Origin of the sequence: Cognatishimia coralii (assembly GCF_037478305.1) — a bacterium.
Classification (GTDB): Bacteria; Pseudomonadota; Alphaproteobacteria; order Rhodobacterales; family Rhodobacteraceae; genus Cognatishimia; species Cognatishimia coralii.
Genome location: NZ_JBBGAZ010000001.1, coordinates 701,640 through 718,521 on the forward strand (window position 1 = coordinate 701,640; position 16,882 = coordinate 718,521).

Here is a 16,882-nt window from a genome sequence, read left to right on the forward strand (position 1 = left end):
ATGCTCTAACCAGGGAGATAAAAATGAGTAAGATGGAAGACTATGACGGTCCAATTCTAGAAATCGACAAGCTCTCGATTTCTTTCTTCACCCGTCTGCGTGAAATTCCTGCGGTGATGGACTTCTCAGTAACCGTGCAACCGGGCGAAGCTGTTGGCCTTGTTGGAGAATCCGGTTGCGGTAAATCCACTGTGGCCTTGGGTGTCATGCAGGATTTGGGCAAGAACGGCCGCATCGTTGGCGGCTCGATCAAGTTCAAGGGCCGCGATCTGAGCGAGATGAGCGACGAAGAGCTGCGCGATGTGCGCGGCAATGAGATCGCGATGATCTATCAGGAACCGATGGCCTCGCTGAACCCTGCGATGAAGATCGGCAAGCAGCTGATGGAAGTGCCGATGATCCACGAAGGTGTGTCGGAAAAAGAAGCCTATGCGCGGGCGCTGGAAGTGGTCACAGATGTGCGCCTGCCAGACCCTGAGCGGATGCTGAACTCCTTCCCACACCAGCTTTCCGGTGGTCAGCAGCAGCGGATCGTTATTGCGATGGCGCTGATGTCCAAACCGGCACTGTTGATTTTGGACGAGCCGACCACAGCGCTTGATGTGACCGTTGAGGCGGCTGTTGTGGAACTCGTGAAGGATCTGGGCAAGAAATACGGCACCTCGATGCTGTTTATCTCGCACAACCTTGGTCTGGTTCTGGAAACCTGCGACAGGCTTTGCGTGATGTATTCCGGTGAAGCGGTCGAGCGTGGCTCGATTGAAGACGTCTTTGACAAGATGCAGCACCCTTATACGCAGGCGCTGTTCCGCTCTATTCCTTTGCCAGGTGCCGACAAGGAAAGCCGTCCACTGGTGGCGATCCCGGGGAACTTCCCCCTGCCCCACGAGCGGCCTCCGGGCTGTAACTTTGGCCCGCGCTGTAACTACTTTGAGGAAGGCCGCTGTGACGCGCAGGATATCCTCATGGAAGATGTGGAGGGCCATGATCGCCATTCCACGCGCTGTCTGAAGTTCAAAGAGATCGACTGGGCCGCGCCGCCGGAAGTGGGTGAGCAGAAGGCCAAGGCAGAACCTGGCAATGTGGTTCTTAAGATGGACAACCTCAAGAAATACTATGAGGTCGCGGCATCGGCGCTCTTTGGTGGTGGCAACAAGAAGGTTGTGAAGGCCAACGAGACCCTCAGCTTTGAGGCGCGGGAATCTGAAACGCTCGCGATTGTGGGCGAATCCGGCTGCGGTAAGTCGACATTCGCGAAGGTTCTGATGGGGCTTGAGACAGCCACGGACGGCCAGATCCTGCTTGATAACCGCAACATCGAAAGCACGGCGATTGAGGACCGGGACACCGGCACCGTTGCGGATGTTCAGATGGTCTTCCAAAACCCGTTTGATACGCTGAACCCGTCGATGTCGGTCGGACGTCAGATCATCAGGGCGCTCGAGATCTTCAAGATCGGAAACTCCGAGGCCGAACGTCGCGAGCGCATGCTGGAACTGCTTGATCTAGTGAAGCTGCCCCGCGCCTTTGCAGATCGGATGCCGCGCCAACTCTCGGGTGGTCAGAAGCAACGTGTCGGTATCGCGCGTGCCTTCGCCGGTGGCGCACGGATCGTTGTGGCGGACGAACCTGTCTCGGCGCTTGATGTGTCGGTTCAGGCGGCTGTGACAGACCTCTTGATGGACATCCAGCGGGAAAACAAAACCACGCTGCTCTTCATCAGCCACGACCTCTCGATCGTGCGGTACCTGTCTGATCGTGTGATGGTGATGTATCTCGGCCATGTGGTGGAACTGGGCACGACCGATCAGGTCTTTAACCCGCCCTATCACCCCTATACCGAAGCGCTGCTCTCTGCGGTTCCAATCGCGGATACCAGCGTCGAGAAAGAGCACATCGTGCTTGAGGGCGAGATCCCATCGGCCATGAGCCCACCTCCGGGCTGCCCGTTCCAGACGCGCTGTCGCTGGAAATCCGAGGTCCCCGGTGGTCTCTGCGAGAAGGAAGTGCCGCCGGTGCAGACAATGGCAAATGGCCATCAGGTCAAATGTCACCTTGCCGAGGATGTACTCGAACGCATGAAGCCGGTGATCAAGATCGCAGCCGAGTAATCTTCACGTTGCCAGAAATACTCAAAACCGCCGCCTCACCTGAGCGCGGCGGTTTTTGTTTGGGCGCCTCAGCTGCCCCAGATTGCTTTCACGTAGTCCTGCGTCTCTTTATAGGGCGGCACACCACGGTGCTTTTCCACCGCTTCAGGCCCTGCGTTATAGGCGGCCAAGGCCAGACGCCATGAATTAAACCGACGGTATTGCTGATAAAGATACCGCGCCCCACCCTCTAAATTCTCTTTTGGATCCAAAGCATCCACGCGCAGGAGATTCGCCGTATCAGGCATCAACTGAGCCAATCCCAAGGCCCCCTTAGGCGACACCGCGCCCGCGTTCCAATTGCTCTCTTGCTGCACAAGGCGCAGGAACAGATCAACGGGCACATTGTGCGTCAATGCGGCCTCTCGCGCCATGTCCAGATAGGGTCCGGTATAGTTGCCACGATAGGGCTGCGCGCCCCATTTGCTGGGCGTGTAAATGGGCTGTGGCTGAAGACGCACCGAGTCGCGATATTGCTCTGATGCACGGTTGTCCAACACCTTGAGCTGGGCCGCCGACAGACCATTCTTGGTTTTATGGCTACCTGCCAAGACAGGCCCAGCCATCACAGCCAAGCACACAGAGCCCAAGAGTATCGCGCGTCTCATTATCATCGACCTAACATAGCGCCTCTTAACCAAATTTGAATAAGATGCTCTGAAAATCCGAAAGACTTATCCACAGCGGTGCGTTTTTGCTGGCGTTCCGCGCGTGTGGATGGTGTAACCTATGCCAAACGAAAAAAGGGCTCAAAGGGGCGAACATATGGCCGGATCTCTGAACAAAGTAATGCTGATCGGTAATCTGGGCCGCGACCCAGAGGTGCGCAATTTCCAGAACGGTGGCAAGGTGTGCAACCTGCGCATTGCGACGTCCGAAACTTGGAAAGACCGCAACACAGGCGAGCGTCGTGAACGCACAGAATGGCACTCCGTCGCGATTTTCAACGAAGGTCTTGTACGTGTGGCCGAGCAATACCTCCGCAAAGGCTCCAAGGTCTATATCGAAGGCCAGCTGCAGACCCGCAAATGGCAGGATCAAAGCGGTCAGGATCGTTATTCCACCGAGGTCGTACTGCAAGGCTTTGGCTCCACGCTGACCATGCTTGACGGTCGCGGCGAAGGCGGCGGTGGCGGCGGATTTGGCGGTGGTGGCCAGGGCGGCGGTTATGGCGGCGGCAACGGCTATGACAGCGGCGGTGGCTATGACCAAGGCGGCGGAAGCTTTGGTGGTGGCGGCGGTGGGCAAAGCGCGCCAAGCCGTGATCTGGACGATGAGATCCCATTCTAACCCCTTCAACTTTTGAGATTCTCAAAAATTATGATACCACCAAGAGGTGTTCTGGGCCTCCCTGAATACAGGGGGGCTTTTCTTTTCGGGGTATCACAATGTTAAAACGCACACTCACAACCGCCGCGCTTCTTGTCGCGGCAAGCCAAGCCTCTGCACAAGGCACTGGATCTGAAGGCTATTTCCAGATCTACAACGACACCGCCAATAATATTCTGATCGGGTTTTACACAAACGACGGCTCTGGCTGGTCTACCAACTGGATTGACGGTTACGAGGTCGATCCCGGTGCCTCCATGCAAGCCGAGTTCTTCGCACCAGAAGGGCTTTGTGATCAGGTCTTTGCTGCTGGATGGCTGGCCGACAATGGGGACGAGATCATCGACGATCCGATTGCGATCGACATCTGTGCCGCGTCCAATGTCTATCTTGGCGACAACGAAATTTTCTACGACTAAGCTCTCGTGCGTTGCTTGAGCGATTGGTAATCCGCCCTAGCCTGCCAGGCCGTCCTTAATAACTGACACGACCGCATCGCGTGGCACATCTGCTGTGACAAAGGCTTGCCCGATGCCGCGCGCCAGAATAAAGCGCAATTGTCCGTCGATGACCTTTTTGTCTTGTCCCATAAGGTCCACAAGATGCTCAGCAGAGGGCAGATCGCCGGGAATATCCATCAGGTCGGTCTTCATGCCCATCGCCTTAAGATGCGCCCTTACCCGGCTTGGATCTTCTTGCGAACACAGGCCAAGACGCGAAGAGAGTTCAAACGCCAGGGCGCAGCCGATAGCGACGCCTTCGCCATGCAGCAGACGATCCGAATAACCGGTCGCAGCCTCAAGCGCGTGACAGAATGTATGCCCAAGGTTCAATAGCGCACGATCCCCCTGTTCGGTTTCATCGCGCATGACGATCTCGGCTTTCATCTCGCAAGAGCGTTTGACCGCATAAATCCGCGCCTCTTCGTCCCCTGCCGCCAGCTTCGGACCATTCTCTTCGAGCCACTCAAAGAACGCGGCATCGCCCAGCAGTCCATATTTCACGACTTCGCCGTAGCCCGCCAGAAAATCACGTGGTGTCAGCGCCTTAAGCACATCCACATCCGCCAGTACCAGCGACGGTTGATGGAACGCACCAATCAGGTTCTTACCCTGTGGAGCGTTAATACCGGTCTTGCCACCCACCGAACTGTCAACCTGCGCCAACAGAGATGTCGGGATCTGAACAAACCCAACCCCGCGTCGTAAGGATGCGGCTGCAAAGCCAGTAAGGTCTCCGATCACGCCGCCGCCGAAGGCGATCACAAGATCTTTGCGCTCGACCTTTTGCGCCAAGAGCCATTCGACCGTGCGCTCGAAGTGCGGCCAGCTTTTGGTGGCCTCGCCTGCTGGCAGAACCAAAGCCTCTGAGGCGATCCCCGCCGCGGCCAGACCTTCTTGCAAGGCGGGCAAATGCAAAGCCGCGACATTTTCATCTGTCACGATCATCATGCGCTTGCGGTCGCTGATCTGGCGGATCAAATCGCCGGCCTGCGCCAGCAAACCGGGGCCGATCAGAATGTCGTACTCACGGCCTTCAAGGCCCACATGAACGGTTTGCATTGCTTAAACCTCTAATACGTCGGGCCGCGTGCCAAGAGCGTCGATCACGCGGTCTGCCATCTCTTCGATGGTGAAATCCGGATCCGCTTTGACCGATAAATCCGCCAAAGCGTAGATCGGCACGCGTGTGTTGAATATCTCGGTCAGGGTCGCCAATGGATCGGCGGTGCGCAGCAATGGGCGCGTGTCCTTATGGCGGACGCGCTCCCACAAGAGGCTCAGGTCCGCATCTAGCCAGATCGCAACACCCTTGTCGGAAATTATATCCCGGTTGCCATCCGCAAGATAAGCGCCGCCGCCGGTCGACAAAATACCGATCTCATTTTCCAAAAGGCGTTCAATGACTTGCGTCTCTTTCTTACGGAAAAATGGCTCGCCATCGCGGGCAAAAATCTCGGCAATCGACATATTGGCGGCCGCTTCGATCTCGGCGTCGGAATCAAGAAACGGCACCCCAAGCTTGGCCGCGACCGCACGCCCCACGGCCGTCTTGCCAGCGCCCATCATGCCGACCATCACAACCGTTTTCCTGAGTTTCATGCCGCCCCTATTGCCCCGCTGGCGATTTTCACGCTGAAAACCGGCCAATTTTCGCCATTTCGCACTGAATGACGTGATATTCGCAAAAAGGCCAGATATATATTAGAAAAAAGCAGGCACTAAGAATGTGAGGGCGGTCATGGGTCGACTCATCAGAGCAATATTTTTCCTTGTGGTGTTCTTGGCAGTGGGCCTTGTGAGCTATGCCTATATCGGCCCAATCTTTGGCGCTGATTTCAGCGCACCGCAGGCGGAAATCAGACAGTCGGTCACGCTGGATGGGAATTAGACGCCCTCTTCTGGCATTGACCACAGCGCTTGCCGCAGGATCCGCGACGGCGCAGGCGCCGCTGTCGGCGATTGATTGGCTGAGCCAGACCCCAACAGTTGCTTTGGATGTTGCGCCTTTCGTGGAAGAACCGCCTGTAGATCAAGGCGTTACGACGCCAGAGGTCACGGTCTCACCGCTTGGAAACGTGGGGCGTGACGCCGTTGGCCTGTTGCCCAGTTCCGTAACGGGTTTGCCGAGCGCCCTGTGGCAAGAAAGCCCGGCTCAGACCTTGGCAGACAGGATTACTGACCTGCGAGTCGAAGGCTCTCCGGCCATGCAGGCGTTGCTCTATACGTTGCTTTTGGCCGAGGCGAACCCGCCACAAGACGCAGGCCAAGCCGATGCTTTGTTGCTGGCGCGGGTCGACAAGCTGGTGGCCTTGGGCGCGATTGAACAAGCGAACGCGTTGTTGGAACGCGCGGGCCCCAACACCGAGACCCTCTTTCAGCGCTGGTTTGACGTAACACTCTTGCTGGGCGAGGAACAACGCGCCTGCGAGGCCTTGAACCCTGCCCCGCATCTATCGCCATCCTACGCCGCTCGGGTTTTCTGCTTGGCACGCGCGGGCGATTGGACGGCAGCTGCGCTGACTTTGGAAACGGCCAATCTGTTGGGGCTTTTGACGCTTGAGGAAGATGCGCTTTTGCTGCGGTTCCTTGACCCAGAGATCTCCGAAGGCGAACCGCTTTTGGTGACGCCGAATGATCCGACCCCGCTGACCTTCCGCCTTTATGAGGCCATCGGAGAGCCTCTGCCCACGACAAGCCTGCCCCGCCCCTTCGCCCATGCAAATCTGCGCAGCACATCGGGATGGAAAGCACAGCTTGAGGCGGCGGAACGTCTGGCTAGCGTGGGGGCTTTGCCCGAAAACCGACTGCTCGGGATCTACACTGAGCGACAACCTGCGGCTTCGGGTATGATCTGGGATCGTGTGGATGCCTTGCAAGACTTCGACAGAGCCGTCGAAGCGGGGGATACAACAGCCGTCGAAGAAACGCTCGCAGCCGCCTGGAGCGCGGCTCAGCAGGCGCGCGTTGAGGTGCCATTTTCCCGCATTTACGGCCCGGTTCTGGCCGATCTGTCCCTGAACGGTGTTGCTCAGGTGCTGGCGCGCGAAATTCAACTCTTGTCCCCTGCCTATGAGGTTGCCGCGCAATCAGGACCACGGGATTTCCTCGCGGGTCTTGCACGCGGGGTACCGCCCAGACGCGGACAAACGCCTGAGGAACAGGCCGTCGCAGAGGCTTTCAACGGCGCGGGTGTCCCCCAGTCTTTCAGCCACAAGCTGGCACGCGGGCAGCTTGGCGAAGTGATTTTGGCTGCAATGGCGCTGTATGAACAGGGGCTGTCAGGCGATCTGCGGGCCTTGACTGAGTCTCTGGCAACCTTCCGCGCCTTGGGGCTTGAGGACACAGCGCGACAAGCGGCCTTGCAGGTTCTCCTTTTGGATCGCCGCACATGAGCTTGCAATGGATTTCGACTTTCCTTGAGGCGCAGGCGGCCGAACTGGGGGCCGCCACCAACACGCAATTGGCCTATGCCCGCGACCTGCGGAATTTCGCAGATTGGCTGAGCGGCCATGGCACGGCCTTTGACGCCGTGAGCCGAGACGTGATTGAGGATTATCTGGTCTTTTGCGACGCGCAAGGATTGGCGAAATCCACGCGCGCGCGGCGACTGTCCGCGATCAAACAACTCTATCGGTTTGCCTTTGAAGAAGGCTGGATGGAGACAAACCCTGCGATTCAAATCCGCGGCCCCGGACGGGACAAACGCCTGCCGAAAACCCTTGAGGTCATCGAGGTGGATCGCCTGATCGGAGCCGCAGAAGCTTCGGGCCGTAACCCGCTGGAAAACGCAAGAAATATCTGCCTGATGCAGTTGCTTTACGCGACCGGAATGCGGGTCAGCGAACTGGTGTCCCTGCCTGTCAGTGCTGCACGCGGAGACCCTCGGATGTTGCTTATTCTGGGCAAAGGCGGCAAGGAACGCATGGTGCCTCTTTCCGGCGATGCGCGCGCGGCATTGGCGCAGTGGCTGACGGAACGCGACGCGGATGAAGCGAAGAAACGCGAAAAGGGGTTTCCCGCGTCGAAGTTCCTTTTCCCAAGTCGAGGCAAGCTGGGTCATATCACCCGCCATCGTTTCTATGCCTTGATCAAAGAACTCGCCGTCGCTGGCGGCGTAAGCCCTGACAAGGTCACCCCCCATACGCTGCGCCACGCTTTTGCGACGCATCTTTTGGCCAATGGCGCGGATCTGAGGTCTATTCAGGTTTTGCTTGGTCATGCCGATGTGGCGACCACAGAAATCTACACACATGTGTTGGATGAGCGGCTAAAGGAGCTGGTGTTGGACCACCACCCACTGGCGAAAGACTAGCGCCTCAGGGCTTGGGGCAAAACATCCTCGGATGGCCAGATGCCTGTTTGCAATGTGATGTCATAGCCCTGCACCAAACCGACCTCAACCATGCGCGCCTTTGCTCCCTCCGCGTCATAGCTCAGCTCGCAAATCTCGGCCTGCCCCTCTGACAGAACGGCATATCGCACCTGTGCCGCGCCATCATGCGGAGGCATCCCGATGACGCCTGCATTGACCCAGGTGACGCCCGCGACCTCTTTGACAAAGGGAATGCCGGAATGGCCTGCGATCACGACATCAACCTCTCCGACATGCGCGCGGAGGGCGTCGACTTCTTCGGCGAAAACCTCTTCAGTCGACGCGGACCAGATGAAACGGGCGATGTCGGTCACGCCGCCATGGATAGCAGCGAACTTTTTTCCTGATTGAGAAAACAAAATAATATCATGGCATTGTGCCATGAATTTGCGGTGCTTGACTGACACCTCTGCATTGGCATGCGCATACCAACCCGCGGACAAACGATCACAGGTGGTCCCGCTCTCAAAGCCGCAACCGCAATCCAAAGCCCCGGCAGCCAGTTGTTTTTCGCAATTCCCGGCCACAACCGCGATCCTCGCGTCCATGATCAGATCCACCGTCGCAGCCGGATCTCCGCAATAGGCCACAAGGTCTCCGGTACAGACCATATGCGCCGCATCAATGCCCCGGTGTGCCGCTTCGATCAACAGGGCCTCGGTTGCCTGCAGGTTCGAATAGGGACCGCCAAACAGCAGCATATCCCCATCAATTTCGCCCATATCTTTGACGTTCATTCCCGAAGCTTTCCCTTGAACCAAGGCTCGCGCGTGCCCATAACACAGTGCAGATAAAGGGATAGCTTACACAATGGAAATCACAACTCCGGTACTGGATTCAGCCTTTTGGATCATGGCAGGCGGCATTGCGCTTTTGCTTATGATGTCGGCGTTTTTTTCCGGTAGCGAAACGGCGCTAACGGCGGCCTCACGCGGCAAACTGCGGACGCAGGCCGACAAGGGCAATCGCGGCGCGAAACGTGCACTCAAGATCACCGAGGACAGCGAGCGTCTGATCGGCTCGGTACTGCTCGGCAATAACCTTGTGAACATCCTGGCGACGTCTCTCGCGACCAGCCTGCTGACGCAGGCCTTCGGCGACAGCGGCGTGGCCTTGGCGACCCTTGTGATGACCCTCTTGGTGTTGATCTTTGCCGAGGTGCTGCCCAAGACTTATGCGATCACAGCGCCTGAAACGGCGGCGTCGCGCGTCTCGGGCATCATTCAGATCGTTGTCGTGCTCTTTGCGCCTGTTGTGTCCGCCGTCCGCCTCTTGGTGCGCGGCGTGCTGCGCATATTTGGCGTGCGCACCGACCCCGACAGCCAGATCCTTGCCGTCCGCGAAGAAATCGCGGGCGCGCTGCAGTTGGGTCACTCCGAAGGGATCGTGGAAAAAGAAGACCGCGACCGGATCCTCGGCGCGCTCGATCTGGGCGAACGCACGGTTGAGGAAATCATGCTGCACCGTTCGGGCATTGAGATGATCAATGCTGACGACGCCCCTGCCGAAATCCTAAGCCAATGTCTGGAAAGCAACCACACCCGCTTGCCCGTCTTTAAAGATGATCCGGAAAACATCGTCGGCGTTGTGCACGCCAAAGACCTGTTGCGCGCGATGCACGCCCATGTCGCAGACAGCGACGGCGCACCGGATCTCTCGAAGTTCAGCCTCTCTGACGTGGCCAAGACGCCCTATTTCGTCCCCGATACCACGTCTTTGGACGATCAGATGCGTCAGTTCCTGAAACGCCGCAGCCACTTTGCGCTGGTGGTCGACGAATACGGAGCCCTGCGCGGGTTGATAACGCTGGAAGACATCCTTGAAGAGATCGTGGGCGAAATCACCGACGAATTTGACCCCGCCGCAGAACACCCGATCCGCCAGTCCGAGGACGGCCAGTTTCTGATCGACGGCGCCATGACGATCCGGGACCTGAACCGCGCCAGCGACTGGAACCTGCCCGATGAAGAGGCCAACACCGTCGCGGGCCTCGTGATCCACGAAGCCCAGACGATCCCCGTCGTGGGTCAGGTCTTTGCCTTCCACGGGTTCCGGTTCGAGGTCATGGCGCGCAAGGACAACCGGATCACGCGGCTCAAGGTGCGGCCTTTGCAGAAGTAGCTCACCGCGCAAAATTGATTAGCGACACAATGTGTCGCTTTCGGCGCAGCACACTTCGGGCGAAATGGCGAGACCTCTATTGTCTACACAAAACTCGGAGGCCCATATGAAAACCACCACGCGTGTTTGTGTCATCGGCGGCGGCGTCGTTGGCTGTTCTGTGCTCTATCACCTGACCAAGCTCGGCTGGTCTGATGTGATGCTGCTCGAGCGTTCGGAACTGACCTCAGGGTCTACATGGCATGCGGCGGGCGGCTTTCATACGCTCAATGGCGACACCAATATGGCCGCGCTGCAGGGCTACACGATCAAGCTCTACAAAGAACTCGAAGAGATCACTGGCATGTCCTGTGGCCTTCACCACGTAGGCGGTGTGACGCTGGCCGACAACCAAGACCGCTTTGACATGCTGGTCGCGGAACGCGCGAAACACCGGTTTATGGGGCTTGAGACCGAAATCGTCGGCCCCGAAGAGATCAAGAAGATCGCCCCAGTCACCAACACGGACGGCATCATCGGCGCGCTTTATGATCCGCTGGACGGCCACCTTGATCCGTCAGGTACCACCCACGCCTATGCCAAAGCGGCCCGCATGGGCGGCGCGACGATTGAAATCCACACCAAGGTTCTGGAAACCAACCAGCGCGCTGATGGCACTTGGGATGTTGTGACCAACAAAGGCACGATCCACGCCGAGCACATCGTTAACGCCGGCGGCCTCTGGGCGCGCGAAGTCGGCGCGATGGCGGGGATCTACTTCCCTCTGCACCCGATGGAGCACCAATATATCGTCACCGACGATGTGCCGATGATCCAAGAAATGATGGCCAATGGTATCGAGCACCCGCATGTGATGGACCCTGCGGGCGAAAGCTATTTGCGTCAGGAAGGCCAAGGGCTCTGCATCGGTTTCTATGAACAACCCTGCCGTCCCTGGGCGGTTGACGGCACCCCTTGGGACTTTGGTCATGAACTGCTGCCCGATGATTTTGACAAGATCGAAGACAGCATCGAATTCGCCTATAAACGCTTCCCCGCACTTGCTGAAAGCGGCGTGAAATCCGTGATCCACGGGCCGTTCACCTTTGCGCCAGACGGCAACCCTCTGGTCGGGCCTGTGCCGGGCGTCAGAAACTATTGGTCCGCCTGTGCGGTCATGGCAGGCTTTAGCCAAGGTGGCGGCGTCGGGCTGATGCTCGCGCAATGGATGGTCGAGGGAGAATGTGAACGCGACACCTCGGCGATGGACTGCGCGCGTTATGGCAATTGGATCACCCCGGGCTACACCCGCCCCAAAGTCATCGAGAACTATCAGAAACGTTTCTCGGTCGCCTACCCTAACGAAGAACTCCCCGCCGCGCGCCCGTTCCGTACGACGCCCATGTATGACATCTTCACCGAGATGGGCGCGGTCTGGGGCCACCAATACGGGCTAGAGGTCGTGAACTATTTCGCCGAGGGCGATGAGCCACGTTTTGAAACGCCATCATTCCGCCGCTCGAACGCTTTTGACGCCACCGCGCGCGAGGTGAAGGCCGTCCGCGAAGCCGTTGGAATCAATGAGGTTCACAACTTTGGCAAATACATCGTCAAAGGCGCGGGCGCCCGCGCATGGCTTGATCGGATCATGGCAGGCCGTGTACCGCAACCAGGCCGTTTGAGCCTGACGCCGATGCTCTCGCCCAAGGGACGGCTCATCGGGGATTTCACAATCTCTTGCCTCAACGAGACAGAATATCAGCTGACCGCGAGCTACGGCAGCCAAGCCTATCACATGCGCTGGTTCCTGCAGAACTTGGACGACGGTGTGACCATCGACAACGTCTCAGACACCCGCAACGGTTTTCAAATCGCGGGCCCCAAAGCGCGCGACGTCCTGCAGGCCTGCACCCGCCAAGACATCAGTGACATGCGCTTTATGGACATCCGGAAAGTCACGGTCGGCATGGTCGACTGCCTGATCCAACGGGTCAGCTATACCGGAGACCTCGGCTACGAGATCTACTGCGACCTCCCCTCCCAACGCGCCCTTTGGGATGTGCTCTGGACCGCAGGCCAACCCCACGGCATGCGTCCCTTCGGCATGCGCGCCATGATGTCCTTGCGCCTGGACAAATCCTTCGGCTCTTGGCTCAGCGAATTCTCCCCCGACTACACCGCCGCCGAAACCGGCCTCGACCGTTTCATCTCTTTCAAGAAAAACGTGGATTTCATCGGTCGCGCCGCTGCAGAAGAGCACAAAGCCCAAGGCCCATCTCGCAAGCTCTGTACCTTCGAGGTCGATGCAGAAGACGCCGACGTCAACGCCTATGAACCCATCTGGGTCGGTGACGAGGTCGTTGGCTTCTGCACCTCCGGTGGCTATTCGCATTATGCGGGCAAATCCATCGCCATCGGTTTCCTGCCAGTCGACTTGATCGACCCAAGCATCAATGCGGAAATCGAGATCCTAGGATCCCGCCGCAAAGCCACGCTTTTGACCGACGTACTCTTTGACGCAGACGGCGCGCGTATGCGGGGCTAGCCAAACGGGCTTTCTCTTGCCAAAAATATCCCCGCCGGAGGCTCCCACCCGCGCCTCCGGCGGTTTCACATCTAAAGGCACCCCATGCTCGCAATACTCGTCCTTGCTGCCGGTCAATCCTCGCGCATGCGTGGCGGTGACAAGCTGTTGGAAGAGGTTGAGGGCCAGCCCCTCTTGCAGAAAATCACATCGCACGCGCTAGATACTGGCGCGCAAGTATATGTGGCATTGCAAAACGCGGACGGTCGCCGCGCTGCTGTGCTCCCTCACAAGGCGCATGTCATAACTGTGCCACAGGCACGCGAAGGCATGGGCGTCACCATCGCGACGTCTATTGCGAAATTACCCGATACAGTTTCAGCCGCGATGATCCTGCCCGCGGACATGCCAGAGCTCAGCGCAGTGGATTTCGTCGCGATGAAATCCGCCCATGAGGCCGCTCCAGATCAAATTCTGCGCGCCATGTCGGGGCATACTCCGGGCCATCCGGTTGTCTTTCCACGCCGATGTTTTGACGCGCTGAAAACCCTGTCAACAGACCAAGGCGCGCGCGAGGTTGTCAAATCTGAAAGCAACGATTTGGGTCGTGTCGCACTTCCGATAGGCCATGCAATCACGGATCTGGACACACCAGAAGACTGGGCCGCGTGGCGAGCCCAGCAAAACCAAATTTAAGGGATTAGACAGTCTTTATACGGCGCACCTGTGCAAAGACTGAAGGGCGCACGACATGGGCGGCCGCCTGCGACGGGCGGTCGATCATAGGTGACTGAATCTGAATATCTTCGCAGATATCCGTAAAAATATTGTCTGCCAGAGACTCATAAGCCACGGCGGGCTTTGGCCTCTGATTAATCACTCGGATTCTCATAATAGAGCCTTGTTCTGCAGTGCTCGGCATCCGCTTCTGCAGCATGCACGAGTTCGGTTCTACTGGCTGAACTGGGCGCAAATTGGGCCAAATCGCGAAGAATTAAGGCAAAATCCCACGCAACCAGCCCAAGAAATCTCTGCACAATCATCGAATTTCTTTCACAGTCCTGCCCCATTTCCACATCAAAAAGGCCTGTGAATAAGTGCGCCCAAAGCGCCGAAGAGATTTGAGGACGAGACAATATGCCTGTCGTAAATACATTGGATTGGTCCACCGCCAGCGCCAATGGCTCCTATCAAATAGGCGCTGCTGGCGAAGAGATTGGCGTGACGATAGCGACGACCACGAACATCAATGGCCGCACCGCAGCCGTAGATACGCGCGGCACACCCTCTGAAGAAGGCCTCTGGGTCTCTGGCCTCAGTGAACCTGTTACCACAGAACTGACATTCGACAGCCCGACAGCGAATGTGTCCTTTGAACTCTTCGATGTGGATCAGGGCGCAAGCTGGGACGATATGGTCACGGTCATCGCATATGACATCGACGGCAATCCAGTCGAAGTTCAATTTTCTGATCTCGATGGGCTTCATACAGTCACGGGCTCTGTGGTGGACGCAGACGGCGCCGCGAGCGCTGGCGTAGAAACCACTGGAGCCGATGATTCAGTCACAGTTACAATTCCAGGACCTGTGTCTCGCATCGAAGTAATTTTCGACAATGGCGAGTCCAGCACCACCACCGGCTCAATCGGCCTCAGCGACATCACATTCTCTCCTGCCCCTGATGGTATCGTTGAGGGTGACGACACCGCCAATGTGATCGACACGGCCTATCTTCTCGATCCCGAAGGAGACATGGTCACGGATTCCGACACGGTGATTCACGCAGGCGGCGGTGATGATTCCGTGGAGTCCGGCGAAGGCAATGACACGATCCTCGGTGGCGCAGGCAATGACACGATCAAAGGCGATGCGGGCAACGACAGCATCGACGGCGGCACGGGCAGTGACAGCATCGAAGCTGGTTTTGGCGACGACACAATCATCGGTGGCGAAGGCAACGACACCGCCAATGGCCATTATGGCGACGATATTCTGGACGGCGGCTTGGGCAATGACTCGATCCGCGGGTCCTGGGGCAATGACACGCTCTATTCCGGCGGCACAGGCGAAGGCGATGATTTCATCTGGGGCGGCTGGGGTGATGACCGCATCATCATGGAAGAAGGGTTTGGCAACGACACCATCCTTGGCGACACCGAGGACGAAGTCTATGGCGACACGCTGGACTTGACCGGAGTCACCAGCGACCTGACCGTCGATATGACCAGCAGCGCCGCAGGCACGGGCACTGTCAGCGACGGCACCAGCACTGCGAACTACACCGACATCGAACATATCGAGCTGGGCGCAGGCACGGACACGATCGTTTTGGCCGATGGCTCTGGCAGCGACCGCGTCACCGGCTTTACCACCCCGACCGACAATGGCGATGGCACCTATGCGTCCGGCGACATGCTGGACGTCAGCGCCCTGACAAACGACGGCGGCAGCACTCCTGTGACCTATGAGGATGTCACCGTTTCGACCGACGCTGACGGCAACGCAGTCCTGACCTTCCCCGGCGGCGAGAACCTGACTTTGGTTGGCGTTTCAGCCGCAGATGTCTCGTCCAACGAAGCGCTCATGGCCATGGGCTTCCCTGCCCCTCCAGATGGGATCGTCAGCGGCACTGGCGGAGACGACCTGATCAACTATGCCTTCGTGGACGCCGATGGTGACGCGATTGACGGCAATGACGCCCGCTTGTCCGGGTTCACAGGCGATGACGACTATATTCAAGCGGGCGCTGGCAATGACACAGTGGACGCTGGCGCAGGCAATGACTCGGTTGAAGGCGGCATTGGGGCGGATGGGCTTTATGGCGATGCTGGGAATGATCACCTCTTGGGCGAAGACGGCGACGACACTCTGGTCGGTGGCACGGGCAATGACACGCTCGATGGCGGCATCGGCGCGGATTTCATCGATGGCGGCGCGGATCGCGATCTCTTTGTGAATGTGAATTCAGGCGATGAAATCGTAGGCGGCGAAACCGGCGACGATTATGATACGCTCGACCTGACCGGCGCTGGCCCTCTGTCGATTACCTACAACCACGGCACAACCGAAGACGGTGTCGTGACATTCCTTGACGCCCACGGCAACCCAACGGGCACGCTGGAGTTCAGCGGTATTGAAAACATCGTGCCATGCTTCACCCCGGGCACAATGATCGCAACAGTCAACGGACTGCGCCCTGTCGAAGACCTCGACGTCGGCGACCAGGTCTTTACCCGCGATCACGGCGTGCAAGAGATCCGCTGGATTGGCCACAAAAACGTCAGCGCCAAAACCCTGACTGAGGCAAGCTTCCTCGCCCCAATCCGCATCAAAAAGGGTGCTCTCGGCAATGATTTGCCAGAGCGCGATATGATGCTCAGCCCGAACCACCGCGTCATGGTCAGCGCGCCTGACCTTGAGATGATGTTTGGGCAATCCGAAGTCCTTGTGGCCGCGAAACACCTCACCCGGATGAAAGGCATCCGCCGCGTCAGAGCCAATGAGGTAACCTATATCCACCTGATGTTTGATCGCCACGAGATCATCTGGTCTGACGGCATATGGTCCGAAAGCTTCCAGCCGGGCTCCATGGCCCTCGCAGGACTAGAGACCGCGCAACGTGATGAGATATTTGCGCTTTTCCCAGAGCTCGCGACCCAGAAATCCCCAGCCTACCGCGCCGCCCGGCGTATTCTGCGCAAACATGAGGCGGCTTTGCTGCCACGGGGTCAAGGATAAAAACAGATCATCAGGACACCTGATCTGGCGTTCTGAAAATCTAATTTTGCGGAAAATTGGTACCCAAGGCCGGACTCGAACCGGCACGCCCGCAAAGGCGGGGGATTTTGAATCCCCTGCGTCTACCATTCCGCCACTTGGGCACGCTTGACGGGTCTAGCGAAGC

Annotated in this window: 15 protein-coding genes and 1 tRNA gene; 10 read left to right on the plus strand and 6 right to left on the minus strand. The window is 58.0% G+C overall.

Features of this window, described 5'->3' with window-relative positions; translation table 11 throughout:
* Positions 1 to 23 precede the first annotated feature (23 nt).
* Positions 24 to 2,111 (plus strand): dipeptide ABC transporter ATP-binding protein, encoded by a 2,088-nt coding sequence (locus tag WG622_RS03605; protein ID WP_339402324.1) that lies wholly within the window; start codon positions 24 to 26, stop codon positions 2,109 to 2,111.
* 68 nt (positions 2,112 to 2,179) lie between these two features.
* On the opposite strand, the gene WG622_RS03610 is transcribed toward WG622_RS03605, so the two are convergent.
* Positions 2,180 to 2,758 carry a lytic transglycosylase domain-containing protein gene (locus WG622_RS03610; RefSeq protein WP_438838890.1) on the minus strand — a complete coding sequence of 193 codons (579 nt, stop codon included), beginning with the start codon at positions 2,756 to 2,758 and terminating at the stop codon, positions 2,180 to 2,182.
* 157 nt (positions 2,759 to 2,915) lie between these two features.
* On the opposite strand from WG622_RS03610, the gene WG622_RS03615 reads away from it, so the two are divergent.
* Positions 2,916 to 3,440 carry a single-stranded DNA-binding protein gene (locus WG622_RS03615; RefSeq protein WP_339402325.1) on the plus strand — a complete coding sequence of 175 codons (525 nt, stop codon included), beginning with the start codon at positions 2,916 to 2,918 and terminating at the stop codon, positions 3,438 to 3,440.
* 98 nt (positions 3,441 to 3,538) lie between these two features.
* On the plus strand, positions 3,539 to 3,898 hold the full coding sequence (locus WG622_RS03620) for a hypothetical protein (protein WP_339402326.1): 360 nt from the start codon (positions 3,539 to 3,541) through the stop codon (positions 3,896 to 3,898).
* A 36-nt stretch (positions 3,899 to 3,934) separates the two neighbouring features.
* On the opposite strand, the gene aroB is transcribed toward WG622_RS03620, so the two are convergent.
* Both aroB and WG622_RS03630 read right to left on the minus strand, forming a co-directional pair.
* Entirely contained in the window at positions 3,935 to 5,041 is a 1,107-nt protein-coding gene (aroB, locus tag WG622_RS03625; RefSeq protein WP_339402327.1) for a 3-dehydroquinate synthase, read from the minus strand.
* A gap of 3 nt (positions 5,042 to 5,044) precedes the next feature.
* Positions 5,045 to 5,629, minus strand: a complete 585-nt coding sequence (locus WG622_RS03630) for a shikimate kinase (protein ID WP_339402328.1) — start codon at positions 5,627 to 5,629, stop codon at positions 5,045 to 5,047.
* Positions 5,630 to 5,720: 91 nt separating this feature from the next.
* On the opposite strand from WG622_RS03630, the gene WG622_RS03635 reads away from it, so the two are divergent.
* From WG622_RS03635 to WG622_RS03645, 3 genes are read left to right on the plus strand one after another with little or no spacing between them, the layout of a single operon-like run.
* Positions 5,721 to 5,870 (plus strand): hypothetical protein, encoded by a 150-nt coding sequence (locus WG622_RS03635; RefSeq protein WP_209356525.1) that lies wholly within the window; start codon positions 5,721 to 5,723, stop codon positions 5,868 to 5,870.
* Positions 5,860 to 7,374, plus strand: coding sequence for a hypothetical protein (locus tag WG622_RS03640; RefSeq protein ID WP_339402329.1), 1,515 nt, complete (start codon positions 5,860 to 5,862; stop codon positions 7,372 to 7,374). Before WG622_RS03635 ends, WG622_RS03640 begins: the two co-directional genes overlap by 11 nt.
* A complete protein-coding gene (locus WG622_RS03645; RefSeq protein ID WP_339402330.1) occupies positions 7,371 to 8,294 on the plus strand; it encodes a tyrosine recombinase in 924 nt (307 codons plus the stop codon). Before WG622_RS03640 ends, WG622_RS03645 begins: the two co-directional genes overlap by 4 nt.
* Here the strand turns inward: WG622_RS03645 and WG622_RS03650 are convergent.
* A complete protein-coding gene (locus WG622_RS03650; RefSeq protein ID WP_339402331.1) occupies positions 8,291 to 9,091 on the minus strand; it encodes a metallophosphoesterase family protein in 801 nt (266 codons plus the stop codon). The genes WG622_RS03645 and WG622_RS03650 overlap by 4 nt on opposite strands.
* A 73-nt stretch (positions 9,092 to 9,164) precedes the next feature.
* Here WG622_RS03650 and WG622_RS03655 point away from each other — a divergent pair, with 73 nt between their 5' ends.
* The 3 genes from WG622_RS03655 (at position 9,165) to WG622_RS03665 (ending at position 13,674) form a co-directional block, all read left to right on the plus strand.
* Positions 9,165 to 10,475: an HlyC/CorC family transporter gene (locus WG622_RS03655; RefSeq protein WP_339402332.1), complete on the plus strand. Its 1,311-nt coding sequence runs from the start codon at positions 9,165 to 9,167 to the stop codon at positions 10,473 to 10,475.
* A gap of 106 nt (positions 10,476 to 10,581) precedes the next feature.
* Entirely contained in the window at positions 10,582 to 12,999 is a 2,418-nt protein-coding gene (locus WG622_RS03660) for a GcvT family protein (RefSeq protein ID WP_339402333.1), read from the plus strand.
* 84 nt (positions 13,000 to 13,083) lie between these two features.
* Positions 13,084 to 13,674: a nucleotidyltransferase family protein gene (locus tag WG622_RS03665; RefSeq protein WP_339402334.1), complete on the plus strand. Its 591-nt coding sequence runs from the start codon at positions 13,084 to 13,086 to the stop codon at positions 13,672 to 13,674.
* Between the two features lie 4 nt (positions 13,675 to 13,678).
* Here WG622_RS03665 and WG622_RS03670 read toward each other — a convergent pair whose 3' ends face one another.
* A complete protein-coding gene (locus tag WG622_RS03670) occupies positions 13,679 to 13,858 on the minus strand; it encodes a hypothetical protein (protein WP_339402335.1) in 180 nt (59 codons plus the stop codon).
* A 257-nt stretch (positions 13,859 to 14,115) separates the two neighbouring features.
* Here WG622_RS03670 and WG622_RS03675 point away from each other — a divergent pair, with 257 nt between their 5' ends.
* Positions 14,116 to 16,716 carry a Hint domain-containing protein gene (locus WG622_RS03675; protein ID WP_339402336.1) on the plus strand — a complete coding sequence of 867 codons (2,601 nt, stop codon included), beginning with the start codon at positions 14,116 to 14,118 and terminating at the stop codon, positions 16,714 to 16,716.
* A 57-nt stretch (positions 16,717 to 16,773) separates the two neighbouring features.
* Here WG622_RS03675 and WG622_RS03680 read toward each other — a convergent pair.
* Positions 16,774 to 16,859: transfer RNA gene (locus WG622_RS03680), tRNA-Leu, on the minus strand.
* Positions 16,860 to 16,882: the final 23 nt, after the last annotated feature.

Bases quoted from the DNA above. Each gene is read 5' to 3' on its own strand.
- WG622_RS03660 (WP_339402333.1), top strand. From the start codon at position 10,582: ATGAAAACCACCACGCGTGTTTGTGTCATCGGCGGCGGCGTCGTTGGC.
- WG622_RS03640 (WP_339402329.1), top strand. From the start codon at position 5,860: ATGGGAATTAGACGCCCTCTTCTGGCATTGACCACAGCGCTTGCCGCA.
- WG622_RS03610 (WP_438838890.1), bottom strand. From the start codon at position 2,758: ATGAGACGCGCGATACTCTTGGGCTCTGTGTGCTTGGCTGTGATGGCT.
- WG622_RS03645 (WP_339402330.1), top strand. From the start codon at position 7,371: ATGAGCTTGCAATGGATTTCGACTTTCCTTGAGGCGCAGGCGGCCGAA.
- aroB (WP_339402327.1), bottom strand. From the start codon at position 5,041: ATGCAAACCGTTCATGTGGGCCTTGAAGGCCGTGAGTACGACATTCTG.
- WG622_RS03615 (WP_339402325.1), top strand. From the start codon at position 2,916: ATGGCCGGATCTCTGAACAAAGTAATGCTGATCGGTAATCTGGGCCGC.
- WG622_RS03635 (WP_209356525.1), top strand. From the start codon at position 5,721: ATGGGTCGACTCATCAGAGCAATATTTTTCCTTGTGGTGTTCTTGGCA.
- WG622_RS03605 (WP_339402324.1), top strand. From the start codon at position 24: ATGAGTAAGATGGAAGACTATGACGGTCCAATTCTAGAAATCGACAAG.
- WG622_RS03620 (WP_339402326.1), top strand. From the start codon at position 3,539: ATGTTAAAACGCACACTCACAACCGCCGCGCTTCTTGTCGCGGCAAGC.
- WG622_RS03655 (WP_339402332.1), top strand. From the start codon at position 9,165: ATGGAAATCACAACTCCGGTACTGGATTCAGCCTTTTGGATCATGGCA.
- WG622_RS03675 (WP_339402336.1), top strand. From the start codon at position 14,116: ATGCCTGTCGTAAATACATTGGATTGGTCCACCGCCAGCGCCAATGGC.
- WG622_RS03650 (WP_339402331.1), bottom strand. From the start codon at position 9,091: ATGAACGTCAAAGATATGGGCGAAATTGATGGGGATATGCTGCTGTTT.
- WG622_RS03665 (WP_339402334.1), top strand. From the start codon at position 13,084: ATGCTCGCAATACTCGTCCTTGCTGCCGGTCAATCCTCGCGCATGCGT.